Source organism: Pseudomonas sp. NPDC077186, assembly GCF_044543505.1.
In the GTDB taxonomy this organism is placed as follows: Bacteria; Pseudomonadota; Gammaproteobacteria; order Pseudomonadales; family Pseudomonadaceae; genus Aquipseudomonas.
Map to the genome: position 1 here is coordinate 420,722 of NZ_JBITWE010000003.1, position 20,417 is coordinate 441,138.

Sequence of the window (20,417 nt, forward strand, 5' to 3'; positions counted from 1 at the left end):
GCACATGAAAATCATCACGCTCCTGCTGCTGGGCCTGCTCTCCACCGCTGCGCTGGCTCTGGAACCCGGCGAGCGCCTGGCACCCTGGACGCTGCTGGATCAGTTCGATGTGCCCTACACGTTGAACGAGGAAACCCGCATCCTGCTGGTCGCCCGCGACATGGACGGCGCCAAGCTGGTCAACACCGCTCTGGAAGGCAAGTCCGAGGGCTATCTGGACGAACGCCAGGCGGTCTTCCTCGCCGGCATCAGCCGCATGCCCAGCGTCATCGCCACCCTTGTCGCGCTGCCGAAGACGCGCGACTACGACTACCGCATCCTCCTCGACCGCGACACGCGCATCGCCCCGCGCTACCCGACTGGCGAGGGCGATGTGCTGTGGTTGCAGTTGCAAGATGGGCGCTTGGTGGCGCAGCGGAAGTTCAAGGAGGCGGGCGCGTTGGAGCAGGCATTGGCCGCAGAGCTGCACTGATCGCAGCGCGCTACTTTCTCTCCAGCACGCGCGGCGGAATCCTCGACTGCTTCTGGGCGGCGAGCATTTTCTCGTAGTACTGGTTGTAGGCTTCCCCGGCCTGCTCCCGCTCGTCCAGCGCCCAGTAGGCATCCGCCAGGTTGAGGTAGGCAACGACCCTGTCCGGGTGTTTACGGGTGATGTGTTTCAGCAGTTCGACCGCCTCCGGGTAATGACCGGCCTGCTCGAACAGGAAGCCCAGGTCGTTCGACCAGCCGACTCTTTGCGGGAAGTAGTATTTCTCGACGACGTAGTTGCCGGGCGCGCAGGCGCCGTCCTCATCGCCGGCGAGAAAGTAGCCGACGAGGGTCTTCAGTTCCTGCTCGTTACCGGCCTTGTAGGCCTTCAGAGCCGCGTCGAAGTTGCTGGCGACCGTCTCCGGCATCAGTTTCTCCGCCGTGACTGCCGATGATGTCTGATGCGCCAGGCGCAACGCCCTCAATGCGCCGAAGGCAAGGGCGCCATCGAGATCGGTGATCGACGTGATGCCAAGGGCCTTGCTGTCGATCGCATAGCTGCTCAGCAGAGACTGGTCGCACTGGGTGTCGTTCTCGTTGAGCAGTATCTGGGTCAGGTCGAAGGATTTCGCGGAGCTGTCGTATCTGAACTTCAGGTTGAAGTTGTAGGCGCCATTGCCCTCTTCACGGGTGGTCAGCAGCAGGTAATCCCCGGCCTTGTTCACGGGTGAAAGCAGGGTATGGCGTTCACCCTGCAGATCGATCACCGTCGACTTGCCCTGGCGTTCGGCGAGCAGGTCCGCCATGTAGCCGTCGTAGCTGTGGGGCGAGTATGCGTTCTCGATACGTGGCAGGGCCTTGTCCGTGTCGAGCACCAACGCGCCCGCGTGATCGGTGATCAGCAGGTGCTGTTCACCTCTATCACCCTCTGCAATGCGCAGCTCCTGCAGCGCGGACAAGCCTTCGTGGCGTATCGTTTCGGCGTGGGCCAGGGCACCGGCCAGCATCAGGATGGAGGTGAGCGCCAAATATCGGCTGTCACGTTTACTTCCATGCAATCTTGGCATATGTGCCCCTGGAATTTTATTCACAGCTCATGTATCGAGTAATAGCAGGTGTAACTACCCTATCCATGGATGCTAGCGGTGCTCATATGTCAGGCGCGATGCGTTTCAAATAATCCGCCCTATCGTTACTCATCCTTGACAGGCAGTTGTCAATCGTTACCCGATACGCTTCTGCAGTTTCTTCTATTTCAAAAGCCTCAAGTTTGCAATCGGCGTCTCGTAGTTTTATCCACTCTCGCTGCGCTCCCCTCAGCAGAGAAATATATTGATCCGCCAACGATGGCGCTTGCATGTACTGATGTCTGATTCGATCAAGGGCAGCCTTGTAGGCTGAATTCAGAAGCTTATCCGATATAATTTTTCTATATTCTGCACACTGCGCGATCTGTTGAGAGGCTTCAACTCTTTCACATGGATCTTCAACGGTGTTGCTGAGCGCTGGAAATGTACAAAATAGCAAGAGAAATGGATATATTTTTTTCATACTAAGAGCTCTAATTATTCCTGAGATAGCGGACTCTATTTCTTCCCGGTTCGTATTGACTAATAGCAGGTGTGTTTTCTATATAGCGAATCAATTCTTCCTTGTCATTTTTCATCCCGGCCTTCATCGGATTTGGCCCCTTAGTAAAGCCTTGATAAACAAAATCCACCAGCACATCCCTGATAGCTTGGTCAAGAGCGCTCCATTCGACCCTATTCGACTCGATCGAAGTCCAGTAATTGTAGTTTTTAATAGCACGCTCTACATAGTCTGGATAAATTGTATTGAAGAGAATAATTTCCTGCTCTACGGTTATTTCCCCAATGCTTGCCTTATTCTCTCTTACAAATTGCTGAGCAGCCGCGCCTTTCTTCCCGAAAGCCTGAGAAATTTTCGTTGCCTGATCATCCTTGATTCCGGCATTTTTCATATGGCTGTAGATTTCTGACTCGGTTCTGGAACCCATATCATAACCGCGCCCCAGAGTTACCCCTGACAGATCGTTTCCTGGCCAGTGAATGACACGACTGAAGTATGGAGAAGTTGGAATATTATTCCCTTCAGCGTCAAACGTTATTTGCCCTTCTTTAATCGTGGGGATAACTTTTTCGGCTGTACTAAACGCACCGATAAGAGCGAGAGCTTGCAAGTGCCATGCTTTTCCGTCCGTGCTAATACCATATTTCCCAGCCACATCGCTCCACCAGCTCAGGGCTTGGATGCGCTTCTTCTCTTCGACCCAGTCCTGGTTGGGGTCATCGGCTGCGTGGCCCATCAGATCGTCGAGTTCGTCCCAACGCGCAGCATCCCAGAACCACTCGCTGTCATGGCGCGTGACGAGCTGCGAGATGGATTGGGCATGCCAGGGCTTTTCCAGTGCTGCCTTGACTTCTTCGGAGGTCATCTTGCCGTCGCGGTTGGTGTCGATGATGTCGTAAAGACGGCTGCGCACCGGGCCTTTGTCGGACTGGTCGATGGCGCCCTGGTAGCTTGCCTGTTCATCCTCGGAGAGGCGGCGAGCCGCATTGAGGTAGTAGGCCAGCCCCGAGCTGGGGGGATCGGCATCTTCAAGAAAATCGAAGCCTTCCCATTCCCATGGGCTGTGGCGGGTGGTGATCAGTTCCTGCTCCGCCAGCCAGCCGTTGATCGGCTTACCGTCCTTGTCGGCCAGCAGATCGTCGAGTCGCCACCAGTGGACTTCGGGCGTGCAGCCGGTTGCTGTGTTGCTGGCAGGAACCTTAACCCTGGCCTCGGCCGGGATCGCATTCAGCAGGCTCTGCGGCAGGATCAGGTCGACGCCGATCTCAGTACCTTCATCGCTCAGTTTCGGCGGATTATCGCTTTTGATGTCATCGCGGTGCGCAATGAGTTTGCTGGCTCCGGCGTGGATCTTGAGCAGGGTCTTTTCCTCGTCCGGCAGGCTCTGCGCCCAGCTGCGGCTTTGGCTGACGAACGCAGGCACGTCCTCGCAACTGAAGACTTCCAGATGCAGCAGTTCCTGAAGCGAACCGTCGCTCTGATTCTGGTACTTACCGACATGGCCGATCAGGTCGCCGGCCTTGATCGGCGCGGGCGGATCGAGGAGTACCACCGAGCCCGTGGCCTTGGGCTGCGATTGAGCCGTCAGGAAGGAGGAGGCGACATAGCCCGGCAGGCTGCCGTCCTCTCTTGGCGTGAGGGCGGCCTGGTCATTGCCGCTGATCACCTGTTCGAGCTTTAGGAAGGCGCCCTCGCCCGAGGCGCGAACCTGGGCGCCCTTACTGAGTTTGCCGATGATCGGCGCATTACTGCGGGCTTCGGCCCTGACGTTGAGTTCGCCACTGCGGGTGTTGACGGTATAGATGCCGGAACCCCAGAAGGCTGGCCGCTCCAGCTTCTCGTCCTGTCGGTAGTCTTTCCAACATTTGAGGTGCATGTAGAGGCTGTAGAGGGTCAGCGCCGGCGGCTTGGGCTTCGACTCGTCAGCGGTTGCGGGTACCTTGGGCTGCAGCGTATGCCTGACCAGAACGAAGCCGGTGGAGAACGGCGCCCTGACCTGCAGCGGTGGCCGGCCGGCGTAGGTGCTGACGGGGTATTCGTCGTCGATGCGATAAGCGACCACTTCACCATGGGTCATGCAGTTGACACGGCGCTGATCGAATACTTCAGAGGTGCCCTTGTCCAGGTGGATGCCGCCGTGCCATAGGCCGTTTCCACCGATGGGGTAGAACCCGGCCCTGGCCTTGCTCAAGGCGGTCAGGTGTTGCAGCGCATGGCCGGCGGACGCCGTGCATGGGTAGCACCAGTCCCCCTTGGCTGCGCTTTCGCCGCCACCGACAACGTCCGGTTTTTCCTCGTCCGGGTTGAGGGTGCCGCTGACCATGTCAGCGATGTAGCGTTTGAAATCGCCTTCCTCGAGCTCGGCATGAACGTGGATGGCGCCTACCTGTTCCCCCGATCTATCTGTTGTAGCTTGAATGCCTATGTGCTGGCCATAAGTGATGGCATCGCCATCGTTGACCTTAAACGTAGGATGAAGGTGCAGAATTTGCCCGAGCAACTGGCCGTTTCTGGGCGCATCGTAGATCTTCAATGTGCCGAAGGAGCGGCTGGTCTTGGCGTAGCCTGACAACGGGCTGGGAACCGGGACAGATCGGTTACTGCCATCAACCAGCAGCACGAAATCCTTCTTGATAAGTGTGCGCCCACCGATATAACGCACCTCTTCAAGCTTTCCGTTGATGACCTCATAGTCTCGGTTGGCTTCGCGCTCTTTGGAGGGATGGTGCTTAGCGAGGTCTTCGTAGCGGTTCACGTCCTCAATGCGCTTTCCAACACTTTCAACGATTTTGTAGCGACGCCTTGTCATGTCTTGTCCTGGGTTTTAATCGTGTTGAACGGTCAGAGGCCGCAGGCCGCTCCGAAGGTCTTGTATGTCTCTGTCTTGCCGCCCGAGTCGAAGGTGAGGTCGACGTGCCGGTCATCCGACTCGTTGTATTCCGAGTGATTGAACTGCCCGACGGTCGTGAGCGTGGCGCTCATGTCGGCATGGGCGTATGCCGCGCCGGTCTCGGTGATCTCGGTCTGTTGCAGTTCCTGGACGGTGCCGGCGATCTTGACGAATAGCACCTCGTCGATTTCCACGGCGATCGGCTGGGCGCCGGGCAGCGCCCCGTAGTGCTCATCGGCCGGTACCAGCGCGCAACGGTAGTTCTCGATGCCGCCCCCTTCCTGGTACTGGGTGACGGCTTCTTGGTAGGTGATGGGTTCGAGTTCGAGGGCGGCGCAACCCGCCAAGTACCCACAGAACAGGATGAACAACAGTGCCTGGCCTGCGCGGCGTTGCAAGGGGTGTTTCTTGATCCTGGTATTCATCGTTTGGTTCAGCCCGAAAAATTCATGGTTCTCTTCACTTTCTTGCTGGGGTTGAGCAGATTGGCGAACGCCTGCTCCAACAAACTCCCCGCCTTGTCGCTATCGGCCATCCCCGGCAGCACGGGCGGTTTGATCTTGAGCCCCGAGCCCTTGCCCGGCGAGCCGCCGGCGTTGATCCTGGCCAGCGGGCCGCTGAGGGTGATGCCGCCGGGGTCGAGTTTGATAAAGCTGCCGCCGGCTTTGATGGTCAGTTCGATACCCGCTTCGATGACCATTTTCTGCCCGGCCTTGAGGTGGATCTCGCGGCCGGCCTTGGTCAGTTGCGCGGTGCCCAGCTTGATGTGCTGGTCGGTCGCCACCGTCAGGTGATCCTGCGGCTTGACCTCGACCTTGCGCTCGGCGGTGACGGTGAGGTGTTCCTCGGCCTTTAGCTCGGTGTAGCTGTTGGCCTCGACGGTGTCGTGGCGTTCGTTGCCGACGCGGATCTTCTGGTCGTGTTCGATGTTCTCGTCCCAGTCGCGCTGGGCGTGGATATAGATCTGCTCGGCGCCCTTGCGATCCTCGATGCGCAGTTCGTTGTAGCCGCCACCGCCAGGGCTGCTCAGGGTCTTGAATACACTGCGGGTCTTGTTAGCCGGCAGGTCGTAAGGCACGACGTGTTCGGCGTGGTACAGGCAGCCAGTGACCAGGGGCTGGTCGGGGTCCCCTTCGAGGAAGGTGACCAGCACTTCCATGCCGATACGCGGGATGCTGATGGCGCCGTAGCGATCACCGGCCCAACTGCTGGAGACGCGTAGCCAGCAGCTGGTCTTTTCGTCGGCCTGGCCCTCGCGGTCCCAGAAGAACTGCACCTTGACCCGGCCATATTGGTCGCAGTGGATTTCTTCGCCGGCAGGGCCTGTGACCACGGCGGTCTGGCTGCCCAGTACCTTGGGTTTGCGGTGTTCCAGTGGCGGGCGGTAGGGCACGTTCCAGGGGGTGGCGAGGAAGCGGTTGCGGTAGCCTTGGGTGAAATCGGTGTCACCCTCCGCCCCCTCTCCCCAGCCCTCTCCCCGGAGGGGCGAGGGAGCCGTTCCGCGTAGATCGTTCGTGATGGACTCTTCCAGCACCTGCGGTTGCTTGCCTTCGTGCAGCACTTCGGTGAGCAGCCACAGGTCGTTCCATTCGCGGCGCGGGTGTTCGGAGATTTCCAACAGATGCCCCGTGACCAGCCGCGGCTGGTCGCTCTGGCCTTGCAGTTGCTGGTAGTCGGCACGGTGGCGCTCCAGGGCGCGCTTGGCCAGGTGCTTGCCGCGGGTGCGGTCGGTGTAGCGGCCGGGATAGTCGTAGTCTTCCAGATCGGGCAGGCCGTCGTTTTCGCCGGCCTGTTCGCCCTGATAGGAGGCCTCCAGCAGCAGGCGCGGCTGCTCGAAGTCATAGTCGCGGCGAGTGGTGCTACGGGTGCGGGTTTCCAGGCGCAGGGCCAGGCGCTTGATCACCGGATCGTCGGCGGTCATGCCGCTGTCCTGGATATATTTGTGGTCACTTTCTATTTTGGCCTGATACAACGAGAAACATTTTCCCTTAGCCTCCCAAAAGGCTGGTCGTGGCAGATCGAATTTGGCCTGATAACCCGCCCAATCCTGCAAGTGCAGGCTGTAAAGCGTCAGGGTAGGAGGGGATGGTTCATTAGCTGGTCTACTGGTCGCGGCTTGATTTTATAGAGCCAGTGAAACTCAGGTAATTATCTTCAAAATAATCTTTCCCTATTGGCTTTGTTGACACATCTCCTGTTGCTTTGTTAGTTATAGTTACATGTCCAGATTTTGATTCAAAGTCATAAATGGCAAAATGAGATTCTTTAGGTAGTATCTTTTTTACATAATAAACACAGCAACCATCTCTTGAGGTCGACATTATGGTATTTTCACTGTGAATGATCCTGGGGTTGACTAAATCTCTTATTTCGGCGGAAGAATTTACGTACGTTCCAGTTGTGACATCGTACTCAAAATATATAAATGAACTATTTCCTCCGGCCTCAAGTTCAAGAACTCGCATGTCAGGATAACCGTCGAAGGTGAAGTCTTCAAAAATGATTAGTGTTGAATCTTCTAATGTTGAAATATCTATGCTTTGATTTATACCGTTTTTGAAAATTATGTTCAGGGTCTTGTTCGGATCGTCTTGCTTCGTAACATCAACCCCCTTAATTATATCCTCGTATGATTTGCTTAGTGCTTGGGCATGAATTTTATGTGCTTTCCCATTGAGCTCCCATGTTCCGTCTATGGTGCCTTCTTTTTTCTCTGCGTCAATATATGCGTCGCCATTAAGAGTTTTTTCTACGAGGTGTAGCTTTGAGTCTGAAATACTGCCATGTAGAGGAATTGACACTTTATATTTGCTGTAGAAATAATCCCCGCTCACGTTTCCTTTTTGGGCGCTCAGTGTCATGATTATATTTTTGTTGGAAATGGTTCCGCCATAGGCGATGATCTCACTTATCTCTAAATCCCCTGCTAAAGAGTTGAGCGGTAGAAAAAACATTAAATAAAAAATACTTTTCTTCATGGCGTTATTCCAAGTGCATTTTTAGCTCGATCTAGCATTAGTGATCGATGGTGCATATTATTTGGTTCTTTGGGACGAGTAGGGTAAAACGGATTCACCTGAGCTTGCCATCCATTTACATAGACTGAGACCCAGAATAAATCATCTGCATCCGCTACGGCGTTTAGTTTTGGCTTTAGTTTGGCCCAGTAATAACCTGAGGCGAGTGCAGCCAACTCAGGATTCGTAGATAGTTGCTCGGCTTTCTCTGTTGAGGATGTTATATCTAGATCCGCATATTCTGATAAAGTTTTCAGATATGCCTCGCACTCTGAGTAATTGGCACGCCCTGTAACTTGAAGGAGGCCTCGTCCTTTAAACCTTGGGCCATCACCCGATTGGCTATTCCCTAAGCTCGCCCTGCCTTCGTATTGCGTTCCTGAACTTAGCTCTTCTGAAAATTTTAATTCTCCGGTTTCATGTCCTACTTGAGCCAAGAAATGAGCAATTCTGAGCGGTGTATTTATTTCGAAGACATTTAATGTGTGATTAATTGGGGCTAGGTATTTGTCTATTGTTTCTTCTGAAGCAGACAACATTATTGCAGCGAGCACCTTCCTTGAAACAAGTAGCTGTTTGTGCGTGTGTAAATTCGCAATTAGATCTATAGGCTGAAAATACCAAGCCTTCCCACCCCCACTAATCCCATGCTTCCCCGCCAACTCTTTCCACCAACTCAGCTTCTCGATCCGCTGCTTTTCAACTTCCCAGATCGGATTCGGCTTACCCGGCTCTTCCGCCAGCAACGGATCAAGCTCATCCCATTTGGCCTTATTCCAGAACCACTCGCTTTCATACTTGACGATCAACTGCCCGAGCACTTGGGCATGCCAAGGCCTGGCCAGCGCTGCTCGGATTTCATCGCTGGTCAATACACCATCTTCATCGGTGTCGACGATATCGTAGAGTCGAGCAAGCGCCACGATAGGGCCGCCATCAGCCTTGCTGATCTGGGCACGATAGTTGTGCTGTTCGTCCGTACTCAGCATGCCCCTGGCGTTGAAGGCATAGGCCAGTTTCTCCAAGGGTGTTCCGGTGTCCTCAACCCATTGGAAATCCAGCCATTCCCAAGGGCTATGACGAGTGGTGATCATGTCTTGTTCGGCTAACCAGCCGTCGATGGAATTGCCATTCTCGTCAGCGAACAATCCATCCAGCCGCCACCAGGAGGTTGTGCTAGGCGTGATGCCGCCTCCAACAGAAGCTTTGACTTGAATTTTGTTCGCCGCTGGTAGGCCATCCAGCAGTGCCTGGGGAATGATCAGGTCGACGCCGATCTGGCTGCCGTTGTCGCTTAGCTTGGGTGGGTTGCCCGCATTGATGTCATCACGATGGGCAATCAATTTACTCGCGCCCTTATAGACCTTGAGCAGGGTTTTCTGATCTGCGGGCAACCGATTGGCCCAGGCGCGGCTCTGCGCGATAAAACCAGGCACATCGTCGCAACTGAAGACTTCGAGATGGACGAGAGGATGAGCTGATCCATTGTGATTCTGATAAATCCCAGGGTGGCCAATCAGTTCGCCCGCCTTGATCGAGATGCCTTCGCCTAGGATGACGAGCGTGCCTGGATCTTTGGGCTCACTCCGAGGGGTCAGAAATTTGGAGGAAACATAGCCAGGTAGATTGCCTTCACCATCGGCCGTAAGGGCTGAGCTTGCTGCGCCGCTGATGATGCTGACAAGTTTGACAAAACCACCCTCTGCGGCGCTCACCGTGATTTCTGCACCCTTGGAGAGTTCGGACAATCTAGTGGAGTTGGCGTCAGGGTTAGCACGGACGCCCAAGCCTCCACTTTGGGTATTGACGATATAGCTCTTGGCCTCCCAAAAGGCTGGTCGTGGCAGATCGAGTTTAGCCTGATAGCTCTCCCAATCCTGTAAATGCATGTACAAGCTGTAGAGAGTCAGACTCGGAGGTATTTGCTCATCAGTTGCGTCGCCCTCGGCTTTCTTGGGTTGTGGCGGCTGAAGAATGTGTTTGACCAGAACGAATCCTGTGGAAAATAGCGCCCGCTTGACTCTTGGAATTTCATCAGTGAACTCGCTGATCGGATAGCGCTCGTCGATACGGTAAGCAATCACTTCACCATCGGCGATGCAACGCACACTCGACTGATCGAATACGGCTGCAGTGCCTTCATCGAAATGTACCCCGCCATGCCACAGGCCATTTTCGCCAGTCGGGTAGTAGCCGCCCTTGGCCTTGGCCATATGGGTAAGAAGCTGCAGCGGATTGCTGCTCGTTTCCTTGCTGGGAAAAGGATAAGCCCAATTGATCGGTTTGTTCTCGGCCATCTTAAATCCGTCCTTTACCTTGACTGCCGGCTGTCTGGGCGGCCGGCGTTTATCCCTGTCTTAACCGGAGAAGTTGAGCGTCCGTTTACGCTTCAGCGGCGTACTGGCCAACTCGCCCGGCTGCGCCTGCTCCAACAAACTCCCCGCCTTGTCGCTATCGGCCATCCCCGGCAGCACGGGCGGTTTGATCTTGAGCCCCGAGCCCTTGCCCGGCGAGCCGCCGGCGTTGATCCTGGCCAGCGGGCCGCTGAGGGTGATGCCGCCGGGGTCGAGTTTGATAAAGCTGCCGCCGGCTTTGATGGTCAGTTCGATACCCGCTTCGATGACCATTTTCTGCCCGGCCTTGAGGTGGATCTCGCGGCCGGCCTTGGTCAGTTGCGCGGTGCCCAGCTTGATGTGCTGGTCGGTCGCCACCGTCAGGTGATCCTGCGGCTTGACCTCGACCTTGCGCTCGGCGGTGACGGTGAGGTGTTCCTCGGCCTTTAGCTCGGTGTAGCTGTTGGCCTCGACGGTGTCGTGGCGTTCGTTGCCGACGCGGATCTTCTGGTCGTGTTCGATGTTCTCGTCCCAGTCGCGCTGGGCGTGGATATAGATCTGCTCGGCGCCCTTGCGATCCTCGATGCGCAGTTCGTTGTAGCCGCCACCGCCAGGGCTGCTCAGGGTCTTGAATACACTGCGGGTCTTGTTAGCCGGCAGGTCGTAAGGCACGACGTGTTCGGCGTGGTACAGGCAGCCAGTGACCAGGGGCTGGTCGGGGTCGCCTTCGAGGAAGGTGACCAGCACCTCCATGCCGATGCGCGGGATGCTGATGGCGCCGTAGCGATCACCCGCCCAGCTGGAGCTGACGCGCAGCCAGCAGCTGGTCTTGTCGTCGGCCTGACCTTCGCGATCCCAGAAGAACTGCACCTTCACCCGGCCATATTGGTCGCAGTGGATTTCTTCGCCGGCAGGGCCGGTGACCACGGCGGTTTGGCTGCCCAGTACCTTGGGTTTGCGGTGTTCCAGTGGCGGGCGGTAGGGCACGTTCCAGGGGGTGGCGAGGAAGCGGTTGCGGTAGCCTTGGTGGAAGTCGGCGTCGCCTGATGCAGCCTCTCCCCCGGCTCCTCTCCCATGAATGGGAGAGGAGAGATTAAGTACCGACTCCTCCAGCACCTGCGGTTGCTTGCCTTCGTGCAGCACTTCGGTGAGCAGCCACAGGTCGTTCCATTCGCGGCGCGGGTGTTCGGAGATTTCCAGCAGATGCCCCGTGACCAGCCGCGGCTGGTCGCTCTGGCCTTGCAGTTGCTGGTAGTCGGCGCGGTGGCGTTCCAGGGCGCGTTTGGCCAGGTGCTTGCCGCGGGTGCGGTCGGTGTAGCGGCCGGGATAGTCGTAGTCTTCCAGATCGGGCAGGCCGTCGTTCTCGCCGGCCTGTTCGCCCTGGTAGGTCGCCTCCAGCAGCAGGCGCGGCTGCTCGAAGTCATAGTCGCGGCGGGTGGTGCTGCGGGTGCGGGTTTCCAGGCGCAGGGCCAGGCGCTTGATCACCGGATCGTCGGCGGTCATGCCGCTGTCCTGGATATAGGGCGTAGGCTGGCCGAGCTTGGCGAAGGCAGTCTGGTCGTCGCCGAAGGTCAGCACGTGGCCGTCTTCGCCGTGCTGGAAGTGGTAGTGAATGCCTTCCTCCTCGCACAGGCGCTGGACGAAATGCAGGTCGCTCTCGTCGTACTGCACGCAGTACTCGCGCTGGGGGTAGACGCTGGGGCCGAGCTGGAACTGGTAGCTACCCTCGACGATGCCGTGTTCTTCCAGCACCTGGGCGACGATCTGCGGCACCGTCAGGTGCTGGAAGATGCGCTGGTTGGTGCGGTGCGCCAGGTAGGCGAGCTGCGGCACGATGGCCAGGCGATAGCGGGTCAGGCGCTTGCCGGATTCGCCCTGTTCGACCCGGTGGATCAGCCCGTGGATACCATCGCCGCTGGGGCTGAAGGCGAGGAAGGCGCGCTGATGCAGCAGGCTGGCCAGATCGAGATCCGGGCGTTCGCTGATCAGCTCGACGTCGAAGCGATAGGGCTGGCTGATGGCCTCGCGGCCGTTGAATTCGAGCACCTGCAGGTCGTGCTCGAGGCCTTCGATGGTCAGGCTGAAATGGGTTTCGTTGGCCGGGTTGAACATAGTCATTTCCTTGTGAAGAGATCATCCATTGATGCCGCGAAGAGCCGTTGGGCTTCGTGCCTCAGCGCCAACCTACGAGTTGCGGCGTCGGAACCAGTGCCGCCAGCCGCTAGACGTAGGTTGGCGAAATACCTCAAGCAACTGCGCGCAGCTGATGCTGCGCTGCGCCTCCTCAAACGCCAGCGCAGTACGCAGAGCGGGCCAGCAATGTGCCGGTAACTGCCCGGGGCGTTGCAGCTTCTGGTTCAGCTCCATGGCCTTGGCTTGTTTGGCGCTGAGGCGGTTGAACGGATGGCGACCACTGGCCAGCTCGTACAGCACACAAGCCAGGGCGTAGACATCGGCAGCCGCCGACAGCGGCGCGCCTTCGAGCAACTCCAGCGCGGCGTAGCGCGGTGTCCAGGCGGCGATGCGGCTGCGGCACAGGCGTGGCAGACCGGGCAGCAGGCCCTCCACGGGCTGGCCGAGACCATAGTCGAACAGGCGCAGGCCGTCTTCGGCCAGCATCACATTGCTGGGCTTGAGATCGCCATGCAGCACGCCCAGCTGGTGCGAATAGCACAGGGCTTCGAGCAGCGGGATGGCGATACCGCGCAGCTCGTCCCAGGGCAGGCCCTCGGGGCGTTCGCAGAGCAGTTGATCGAGGGTCAGGCCGCGCAGCAGTTCCAGGGTGATAAAGGCGCGCTGGCTGGGTATGTCCACCTCGAAGCCGAACAGGCGCACCACGTTGGGGTGGCTGAGCCGCGCGGTGAGGGCGAACTCGCTGTAGAGCAGGGCGTTGGCGTCCGGGTATTCGGCGAAGTCGTCGCTGAGGGTCTTCAGCGCGACATAGGGCTCGGGGTCGCCGAACTGCTCGCGCAGCAGGTCGCGGGCGCGATATACCGCGCCCATACCGCCGACGCCGAGCAGACGCTCGATCCGGTAGCGGCCGCCGAGCACCTCCGGCAGCTCGCCGGGTGCCTGGCGCGGCGTTTCGCGCACGGGCTCCCTGGCGGCGGTGGCGGCCAGGGCGAAGTAGGTGAGGTCGCTGGCTTCGGCGGCTTCGATCATTGGCGGATCACCACGGCACTGAGGTTGTCACGGGCCGGACCGTCGAGCACGCGCTGGAACAGGCGCTCCACGGCCAGGTGCGGCGAAGGCAGGTTGAGGCAGGCGCCCAGCTCGTCGGCGGACACACCCTGGTAGAGGCCGTCGCTGCACAGCAAAAAGACGTCGCCGGGCAGCACGTCGAGTTCGAGGATATCCAGCTGCAGGGTCTCGCTGGCGCCGATGGCGCGGGTCAGGGCATGCGCCGCCGGATGGCGCGCGGCCTCCTGCGGCGTCAGGCCCTGTTCGTCGATCAGTTGCTGCAGCAGCGAATGATCGCGGCTGAGCTGGTACAGCCGCGCGCCACGCCACAGGTAGCAGCGGCTGTCGCCGGCCCAGACGCAGGCGGCGCGGTCGCCGTCGAGCAGCAGGGCGACCACGGTGCTGCCGATCAGCGTGTCCGGGCGCTCGGCGGTCACCGTCAGCTCCTGGCCGAGACGATGGTTGAGCCGGTGCAGCGCCTGGCGCAACTCCACCAGGCGCTGCTCCAGACTGCCCTGCGCCAGCTCGGCCAGTTGCTCGACGACCAGGCGGCTGGCCAGGGCGCCGTTCTGGTGCCCGCCCATACCGTCGGCCACCACCCACAGGCCCTGCTCGGGCAGGGCCAGGAAGGCGTCCTCGTTGCGTGCGCGCACCTTGCCGGTATCGGTGCGCGCGGCGCTGCGCCAGGCGCTGGCGACTGCCGGCATCAGAGCGTCGCCGGCAGCTTGAAGCTGCGCAGCAGGCCGATGTCGAACGGGTTCGGCGAGCGCTGGCTGTGCAGCAGGTAGTTGGCGCGCAGACCGCCCAGGTCGGCCTTGAGGATCAGCACGTCGCGGCCGCTGTGATAGTCCACGTCCATCAGATCGAGCAGGCGGAACAGCGACCAGGGGCCGGTGTTCTTCTCGATGCCGACGCGGCGGCCGCCCAGCTCCTCGACCACCAGGCTGGTGCGATCCTCCTCGCTCGCCGCCGGCCAGCGGAAGGCGGTGGCGACGATCGGGCCGTGACGGTATTCCAGCTGCTGCTTGCCGAAGCGGAAGTCGGCGCGGCTCAGGCTGGAGTCCAGCGAGTAGGGCTCGAGCTTGAACAGCACCTGCGGCTCGGCCGGATTCTCGGCGAAGAAGCTGCGGCGGATCACCTGGGCGCGACTCATCTGCAGGAGGAACTCGCGCGACAGCGGCAGGCCGCGGCCATCGACGCGGCGCAGGCGATACTCGTCGGCGCTGCCGCTGACGAAGGGGCGCAGGTAACTGTCGAAGAAGCGCTCGGCGATGCCCTGGGCCTTGAAGAACTCGCGGAAATCCGCCACCGCCACGTCGCTCTCGCTGTGCGCGCTGAAGGGGTAACGCTGTTTCAGCGAGTTGTCGTAGGCGGCGTACAGCTCGCTCTGATAGCGCTGGTTGAGGAAGTGGTAGGCGTCGTTGAGCACCAGGGTCCAGCTGTCCTCGGCCAGCAGCGCCAGCCAGTTGCCCACCGGCTGCGGCAGTCGCGCGGCGGCGCTGCGTACCTGGTTGATCGCATCGCGCTTGCCGGCCATGCGCGCCTTGGCCATCTCGAACGCAGCCTGGTCGCTGGCACCGGCATTGGCCAGGCTGGCCAGCTGGCGCTGCAGTTCGTCCAATGCCTGCAGGCTGGCGGCCAGGTCGACGCCGGCGCCGCCGTTGTCGTCGAGCAGCTTGTGCAGCACCTCGAAGCGGCGCTCCAGGGTCTTGCGCGCGGTGTCCGGGGTGTTCTTGGCCAGCGCCTGCTGCGTCTGTTCGGCGGCGGCGCTGGCCAGCTTGGCAGCCTTGCCCAGCTTGCCCTTGGCGCCTTCCAGCGCCTCGGCGGCGGCGCCGGCATCGTCGGCGGCCTCGGCCAGGCCCTTGAAGCGGGTGTTGTCGCGCACTTCCACCAGCAACTGCAGCAGCGGCGAATTGGCCGCGGTCAGGCCGCCGAGCAGGGCGGCGCCACGGCCGGCACTGCCGATCGGCTCCAGGCTGAGCTGGGCGACGGCCTCGCCCCAGTAGTTGCCGTAGTCGCGGAAGTACAGCTGCTCCAGCTCCACCATCAGACGGCCGAGGTCGCCGGCGCTGAGGGTCTCGCCCTCGCCCAGCACCCAGTTGTCACGCAGAATCTCGCGCACCAGGTTGCCGCCTTGGGCGGTGAAGGTCTTGCTGTAGCCGTTCTGGGTGTAGAAACCGGGAATGGCGTAGTCGCTGCCGTTGATCAGCCCGGCCTGCGGGCCGAGCTTCTGGCTCAGGCGGTAGTCCGGCAGGCTGCGTGCCTGTTCGCGCAGCATGCGATAGACCACGGCCGCCAACGACTCGCTGCGCAGCACCTGGCGCGCCTGGGCGACCAGCTGGGCGTTGAGCGCATAGGGCGCGAAGGACTCGTCGAGCAGACGGGCGAAATGGGTGTTCAGGCCATGCTGCGCCGGGCTGTTGCCGGCGTAGCGCAGCGACCAGTCGGCGGCCACCCACTCCTCGAGGAAGGCGGCGTCGCGGCGCTCTTCCAGGTTGAGCATCAGGTAGGCGCGCAGGCTGCCGAGCAGGCGCTCGCGGTCGCCGAGGTTGGCGCGGATCTGTGCTTCCAGCTGACGCGCCACGCGCGGCAGCAGCAGGTTTTCCAGCTCGGCGCGGTAGGTCGAATACAGCGGCGGGTTGACCGCCTCGCCCTGGAACAGGCCGGTGCGCTGCAGGTAGGACACCTCGCCCTTGGGCGGGAACACCAGGGTGGCGGCGTAGCTGCTGTCCAGCGCCTTGAGGGTCTGCAGGGCGTCGTCCTGCGGGTTGATCGCCTGGTGCTCGCGGGTGAGCTTCTGGGCGATCTCGCGCAGCTGTTCCAGGCGCCCGTGGTTGGCCGAGAAACCGCTGGCCCAGAGCACGCCGAACAGCGCCAGCACGGCGAAGGCGGTGGCATACATGGCGCGCTGGCCCCAGTCGATGCGGCGCACTTCCTTCTGGTCGAGCCCGGCCAGCTCCGCTTCGGGGAAGATCACCCGGCTGAGCAGCTGGTTGATGAAGCGTGCACGACCGCTGCGGAAGGTCGGCAACGCGCTGCCGGCCAGGCCGAGGTTGCGGCCGATGCCGGCGGTCAGCGGGTCGAGCTGTTCGCCCAGCTGCGGTGCGCTGGTCAGGTAGAAGCCGCGCAGCTTGCTGGCGCGCTGGTAGCGATTGCCGGCGAAGGCCAGTTCGATGAACAGGCACAGGCGCTCGCCGATCTGGCCGAGCTGGTGCGGGAAGTCGAGGATGCGACCACGGCGCTGGGTGTCGCGCTCCTGGTGCATGCGCAGGATCACCTGGCTGTTGAGGCGGCGCAGCAGTTCCTCGAATTCCTGGCGCACCACGCCCACGTCGCTGGCGTTCTGCTCCTTGCGGAAGCTGGCGCCGAGCACCTGCTCGCTCTCCTCGCGCGACAGCTGGTCGAAGAACTCGTCGAAGCCCAGCACCTGGTCGGCCTTGCTCAGCACCAGGTAGACCGGCACGTCGGCGCCCAGGCGCTGATGGATCTCGTGCAGGCGCTGGCGGGTCTGGCGGGCCAGGGTTTCCAGCTCCACCTCGCTGCCGCCCTGCAGCTGCTCGACCGGAATGCTCACCAGCACGCCGTTGAGCGGGCGCGCGCGGCGCTGGCGCAGCAGGCCGAGCAGAGTACCCCAGGCGCGGCCGTCGACCTGCGCGTCGGGCTGGGTCAGGTAGCGCCCGGCGGTGTCGATCAGCACGGCGTGGTCGGCGAAGTACCAGTCGGCATAACGGGTGCCGGACACGTCCTTGGTCAGGCGCTGGCTGTCGCCGCGGTTGAGCGGGAAGTCCAGGCCGGAGAAGTCCAGCAGGCTGGTCTTGCCGCTGCCCTGCGGGCCGAGCAGCAGGTACCAGGGCAGGTCGTTGCGCCACTTCTCGCTGCGCCCGCGGTACAGGCTGGAGCGCTTGAGGGTGCGCAGGGCGTCCTTGAAGCGGTGGCGCAGTTCGGCCTGTTCCTCGCCGATCTGCCCCTCGCGGCGCAGGCGCTCCTGCGCGTCGGCGTCGTTCTCCTCGGCCTTCTTGCGTGCGGTGGCGCGCCAGCTGGCGAACACCATGGCCAGGCCCCAGAGCAGGAACAGCAGGCTGATGGTCAGCAGGCGGCTGGTGGCCGACTCCCAGAACTTATGGTCGTCGACCGCCAGCAGCGGGCCGACGAACCACACCAGCAGGGCGAGGACCAGCACCAGCAGCAGGCTCCAGACCCAGGTCTTGCGGAAAAAGGCGCCCAATTTGGCGAAGAAGCTCTTCATTTCACGTCATCCATGCTGACACCCGAGGCCGGGTCGAGTTGCTGATACGGCTTGAGGACGGTGTCGCGCTGCTCGCCGAGCACCCAGGCGAAACCGGCGTACATCATCACCAGGCACATCAGGGTGAACAGCGCCACCAGCCACCAGGGCACGATGCGCACCAGGCGCCGGCGGGTGTCCTTGAGGCCCTGCCAGTGCGGCGAGACTTCGCGCGGCACGTCGCCGCGCAGCTGACGGATCTGCCGGTAGAGGCTGTCGCGCACCGCTTCCAGTTCGAGCATGCCGCGCGGCAGCACGCGGTACTTGCCCTCGAAACCGAGCGACAGGCACAGGTACATCAGCTCCAGCATCGGTAGGTGCTTGACCGGGTTGCGCGACAGGCGCTCGAGCAGCTGGAAGAACTTCTCGCCGCCGAAGGTCTCGTTGTGGAAGGAGGACAGCAGGCTCATCTGCGACCACTGGCTCTCGTTGCCCCAGGGCGTGGTCACCACCGCTTCGTCGACCACGGTGCATAGCACGTAGCGTGCGGCCATCACCTGGCTGCTCTCGGCGCCATCGTGCAGGGCACGGTGTTCGAACACCTTGATCTCGCGGGTCAGGCGCTGGTTGAGCGCATCCATGTCCTCGCTGTCGAAACTGTGCTTGAGGCGCACCACTTCCGAGAGCAGCGAGGACGCCGCTGCCACCAGCGGGTTGAGGCTGATGTTGAAGCTCTCCGCCGGGCGCAAGCGCGCGGCGAAGATCATGCGCTCTTCCAGCTGCTCGAATTTCGGCGGCGCGCTGAAGTCGGTCAGCGGGCTTTCTGCGCGCGATTCACCCTTGCGGTTGAGGATGACCGTCTTGTCATCCTGGCCGTATTCCATTTCCTTGGTTGTCATGGTCAGTTCCTGATCGCCCAGAATTTCAGCTCAAGCCCGGAGAACTCGCCGGACACGTGGAAGGCGAAGCCGCCGGAGCGTTCCAGCTGCGCCAGCTCCTCGGAGCTGAGCTCCAAGGCGAAGTAGGTCTTGCCCGAATGGAAGGGAATCTGCCGTGGCGCCACCGGCAGCGGTTTGACCTTGATCCCCGGCAGGTGCAGGTTGACCAGCTGGCGGATGCGCTCCACCGGGCCGACCTTGAGGTGCGCCGGCAGGCGCTGGCGCAGCTCCTCGGAGTCGCACTGGGCGCTGGCGGCGAGGACGAAGCTGGAGGTGCCGAGCAGCTTGTGGTCGTGCAGCGGCGATACCTGGATGCCGTACTGGCGCTGCTGCAGGAGCATTTCGATGGCGTGCTGTTCGAGCACCATCGACAGCACCTGGCGAATGGCGTCCATCAGCTTGCGGAAGCTCATGCCCTGGTCGCTGTGCAGGTAGCGGCCTTCCAGGCGCGGGCGCTTGGTCTCGCTGGAGAAGGTGGCCAGCTCGCCGAGCAGGCCGACCAGCTCGCGGTAGATCTGCTCCGGGTGCACCTGCTCGACGCCCAGGTGGTGGCGCAGGATCGGCTCGTAGCGGTTGATCAGCTGCAACATCATGAAGTCGCCGACCTCGGCGCCGCCCACCTTGCCGGTGGCGCGGATGCGCTCGGCGAGGATGTCGCCGCGGTGGGCGAGCATGCTGATCACTTCCTTGAGGCAGCTCAGCAGGTAGCCGGAGGCCTGGAAGTTGACGTAGGTCGGGCTGAACTCGGGGTCGAGGCTGATCACCCCGTCCGGCGTGGTGTCGAGCACTTCGCACAGCTTGAGCTTGACGTAGGCCTGGTCGCTCTGCTGCTCGCCGAGCAGCAGGCGAAAATCCGGGCGGCCGGTGCTGACCTGGCTGTGGCTGCTGTCGCCGGCGTTGCAGTCGGCGACTTCCTCGTCGAAGGCGACGTAGCGCGCCAGCACGTCCTTCTGCTCCGGGCGGCGGCTCTCGATGTGGTTGCCGGTGACCAGCGGCAGCGCCAGGTACACCGGGGTATTGCCGGTATTCGGCGGCACGTCCAGGCCCAGCGGCTCGCGCTCGGCGCCGAGGTCGAACAGACTGCCGTCTGGCAGCACGCCGCTGGCCTTGCTCACCACCAGCTTGCCCATGTTGAGGAACTGGCGGTCGATCTCCAGCTCGAAGAAGCCCCAGGCGTAGCTGTCGAGCTTCTGCGTGCGCACCTTGAGCTGGTACTCGAAGTAACGATCGTTCTGCTGGAAGTGCTGCGGGCGCAGCAGCATGCCCTCCTGCCAGATGACTTTGTGCTGGCTCATCGGCTGGGCTCCTGCTCGGCGTCGAGGTTGCGGATGCCGCGCTCGTCGAGGCGCAGGTTGGCCACGTTGCGTTGCTGCGCGTCGATGGCGATGACGTAGCGCCAGCTGGCTTCCGGCAGGTCGCGGTAGGCGGCGAGCACACCGACGTAGCGGCTGCCTTCGGCCACCGACACCTTCAGTTCACGGGTCTCGCCCGGGCGCAGCTCCAGTTCCTCGAGGGTCACCAGATCGGGCGCCAGGGCCTCCTTGGGACGCTGGTAGAGGGAGAAGAAATCGGCGTTCTCGAAGGCCACCGGATGCTTGAGCTCCATCAGGCGCAGCACAATGGGCGAGGGGCGGCCGTTGAGATCGGGGTTGAGCTGGTCGCTGCCGGCCAGGCTCAGGTCCAGCTTGGTCATGCTCGAGTAGGGCGACAGCGCGGCGCAGCCGGCCAGGCTCAGCAGCGCGGCGATGAAGGCGAGGGAAAGCAGGCGAGGCATGG

The 20,417-nt window shown here is 61.3% G+C and carries 14 protein-coding genes and 1 pseudogene; 1 reads left to right on the top strand and 14 read right to left on the bottom strand.

The features are described from left to right. Positions 1 to 4: 4 nt before the first annotated feature. Positions 5 to 472 carry an FAD/FMN-containing dehydrogenase gene (locus tag ACIGKL_RS13965; RefSeq protein WP_397487219.1) on the top strand — a complete coding sequence of 156 codons (468 nt, stop codon included), beginning with the start codon at positions 5 to 7 and terminating at the stop codon, positions 470 to 472. 10 nt (positions 473 to 482) lie between these two features. Here ACIGKL_RS13965 and ACIGKL_RS13970 read toward each other — a convergent pair whose 3' ends face one another. From ACIGKL_RS13970 to tssJ, 14 genes and pseudogenes are all read right to left on the bottom strand, one after another. Next, the gene (locus ACIGKL_RS13970; protein WP_397487220.1) at positions 483 to 1,535 is read right to left on the bottom strand and encodes a tetratricopeptide repeat protein; all 1,053 of its coding nucleotides are present in this window, start codon (positions 1,533 to 1,535) and stop codon (positions 483 to 485) included. 82 nt (positions 1,536 to 1,617) lie between these two features. Continuing rightward, complete coding sequence (locus tag ACIGKL_RS13975; RefSeq protein WP_397487221.1) at positions 1,618 to 2,019, bottom strand: lysozyme inhibitor LprI family protein; 402 nt, start codon at positions 2,017 to 2,019, stop codon at positions 1,618 to 1,620. 10 nt (positions 2,020 to 2,029) lie between these two features. Further along, positions 2,030 to 4,867 carry a pesticin C-terminus-like muramidase gene (locus ACIGKL_RS13980; protein ID WP_397487222.1) on the bottom strand — a complete coding sequence of 946 codons (2,838 nt, stop codon included), beginning with the start codon at positions 4,865 to 4,867 and terminating at the stop codon, positions 2,030 to 2,032. A 32-nt stretch (positions 4,868 to 4,899) separates the two neighbouring features. Next, complete coding sequence (locus ACIGKL_RS13985; protein ID WP_397487223.1) at positions 4,900 to 5,373, bottom strand: hypothetical protein; 474 nt, start codon at positions 5,371 to 5,373, stop codon at positions 4,900 to 4,902. Between the two features lie 8 nt (positions 5,374 to 5,381). Next, positions 5,382 to 6,887 (bottom strand): annotated as a pseudogene (gene tssI / locus ACIGKL_RS13990) (type VI secretion system tip protein TssI/VgrG); the annotation flags it as partial. Positions 6,888 to 7,050: 163 nt separating this feature from the next. Continuing rightward, positions 7,051 to 7,926 carry an XAC2610-related protein gene (locus ACIGKL_RS13995; protein ID WP_397487224.1) on the bottom strand — a complete coding sequence of 292 codons (876 nt, stop codon included), beginning with the start codon at positions 7,924 to 7,926 and terminating at the stop codon, positions 7,051 to 7,053. Further along, positions 7,923 to 10,262, bottom strand: coding sequence for a hypothetical protein (locus ACIGKL_RS14000; RefSeq protein WP_397487225.1), 2,340 nt, complete (start codon positions 10,260 to 10,262; stop codon positions 7,923 to 7,925). Before ACIGKL_RS14000 ends, ACIGKL_RS13995 begins: the two co-directional genes overlap by 4 nt. Positions 10,263 to 10,322: 60 nt before the next feature. Continuing rightward, positions 10,323 to 12,410, bottom strand: coding sequence for a type VI secretion system tip protein TssI/VgrG (gene tssI / locus ACIGKL_RS14005; RefSeq protein WP_397487471.1), 2,088 nt, complete (start codon positions 12,408 to 12,410; stop codon positions 10,323 to 10,325). Positions 12,411 to 12,482: 72 nt separating this feature from the next. Beyond that, positions 12,483 to 13,460: a serine/threonine-protein kinase gene (locus ACIGKL_RS14010; protein WP_397487226.1), complete on the bottom strand. Its 978-nt coding sequence runs from the start codon at positions 13,458 to 13,460 to the stop codon at positions 12,483 to 12,485. Beyond that, complete coding sequence (locus ACIGKL_RS14015) at positions 13,457 to 14,185, bottom strand: PP2C family protein-serine/threonine phosphatase (RefSeq protein ID WP_397487227.1); 729 nt, start codon at positions 14,183 to 14,185, stop codon at positions 13,457 to 13,459. The genes ACIGKL_RS14010 and ACIGKL_RS14015 overlap by 4 nt, the downstream gene beginning before the upstream one ends. Continuing rightward, positions 14,185 to 17,724, bottom strand: coding sequence for a type VI secretion system membrane subunit TssM (tssM, locus tag ACIGKL_RS14020; RefSeq protein ID WP_397487228.1), 3,540 nt, complete (start codon positions 17,722 to 17,724; stop codon positions 14,185 to 14,187). The genes ACIGKL_RS14015 and tssM overlap by 1 nt, the downstream gene beginning before the upstream one ends. Continuing rightward, positions 17,721 to 18,602: a type IVB secretion system protein IcmH/DotU gene (icmH, locus tag ACIGKL_RS14025; RefSeq protein ID WP_397487229.1), complete on the bottom strand. Its 882-nt coding sequence runs from the start codon at positions 18,600 to 18,602 to the stop codon at positions 17,721 to 17,723. The genes tssM and icmH overlap by 4 nt, the downstream gene beginning before the upstream one ends. A 2-nt stretch (positions 18,603 to 18,604) precedes the next feature. After that, positions 18,605 to 19,936 (bottom strand): type VI secretion system baseplate subunit TssK, encoded by a 1,332-nt coding sequence (gene tssK, locus ACIGKL_RS14030; RefSeq protein WP_397487230.1) that lies wholly within the window; start codon positions 19,934 to 19,936, stop codon positions 18,605 to 18,607. Further along, positions 19,933 to 20,415, bottom strand: coding sequence for a type VI secretion system lipoprotein TssJ (tssJ, locus tag ACIGKL_RS14035; protein WP_397487231.1), 483 nt, complete (start codon positions 20,413 to 20,415; stop codon positions 19,933 to 19,935). Before tssJ ends, tssK begins: the two co-directional genes overlap by 4 nt. Positions 20,416 to 20,417: the final 2 nt, after the last annotated feature.

Coding starts and splice junctions, on each gene's coding strand:
- ACIGKL_RS13995 (WP_397487224.1), bottom strand. CDS start 7,926: ATGAAGAAAAGTATTTTTTATTTAATGTTTTTTCTACCGCTCAACTCT.
- tssM (WP_397487228.1), bottom strand. CDS start 17,724: ATGAAGAGCTTCTTCGCCAAATTGGGCGCCTTTTTCCGCAAGACCTGG.
- ACIGKL_RS13975 (WP_397487221.1), bottom strand. CDS start 2,019: ATGAAAAAAATATATCCATTTCTCTTGCTATTTTGTACATTTCCAGCG.
- tssK (WP_397487230.1), bottom strand. CDS start 19,936: ATGAGCCAGCACAAAGTCATCTGGCAGGAGGGCATGCTGCTGCGCCCG.
- ACIGKL_RS13985 (WP_397487223.1), bottom strand. CDS start 5,373: ATGAATACCAGGATCAAGAAACACCCCTTGCAACGCCGCGCAGGCCAG.
- ACIGKL_RS13965 (WP_397487219.1), top strand. CDS start 5: ATGAAAATCATCACGCTCCTGCTGCTGGGCCTGCTCTCCACCGCTGCG.
- ACIGKL_RS14010 (WP_397487226.1), bottom strand. CDS start 13,460: ATGATCGAAGCCGCCGAAGCCAGCGACCTCACCTACTTCGCCCTGGCC.
- tssJ (WP_397487231.1), bottom strand. CDS start 20,415: ATGCCTCGCCTGCTTTCCCTCGCCTTCATCGCCGCGCTGCTGAGCCTG.
- icmH (WP_397487229.1), bottom strand. CDS start 18,602: ATGACAACCAAGGAAATGGAATACGGCCAGGATGACAAGACGGTCATC.
- tssI (WP_397487471.1), bottom strand. CDS start 12,410: ATGTTCAACCCGGCCAACGAAACCCATTTCAGCCTGACCATCGAAGGC.
- ACIGKL_RS13980 (WP_397487222.1), bottom strand. CDS start 4,867: ATGACAAGGCGTCGCTACAAAATCGTTGAAAGTGTTGGAAAGCGCATT.
- ACIGKL_RS14015 (WP_397487227.1), bottom strand. CDS start 14,185: ATGCCGGCAGTCGCCAGCGCCTGGCGCAGCGCCGCGCGCACCGATACC.
- ACIGKL_RS13970 (WP_397487220.1), bottom strand. CDS start 1,535: ATGCCAAGATTGCATGGAAGTAAACGTGACAGCCGATATTTGGCGCTC.
- ACIGKL_RS14000 (WP_397487225.1), bottom strand. CDS start 10,262: ATGGCCGAGAACAAACCGATCAATTGGGCTTATCCTTTTCCCAGCAAG.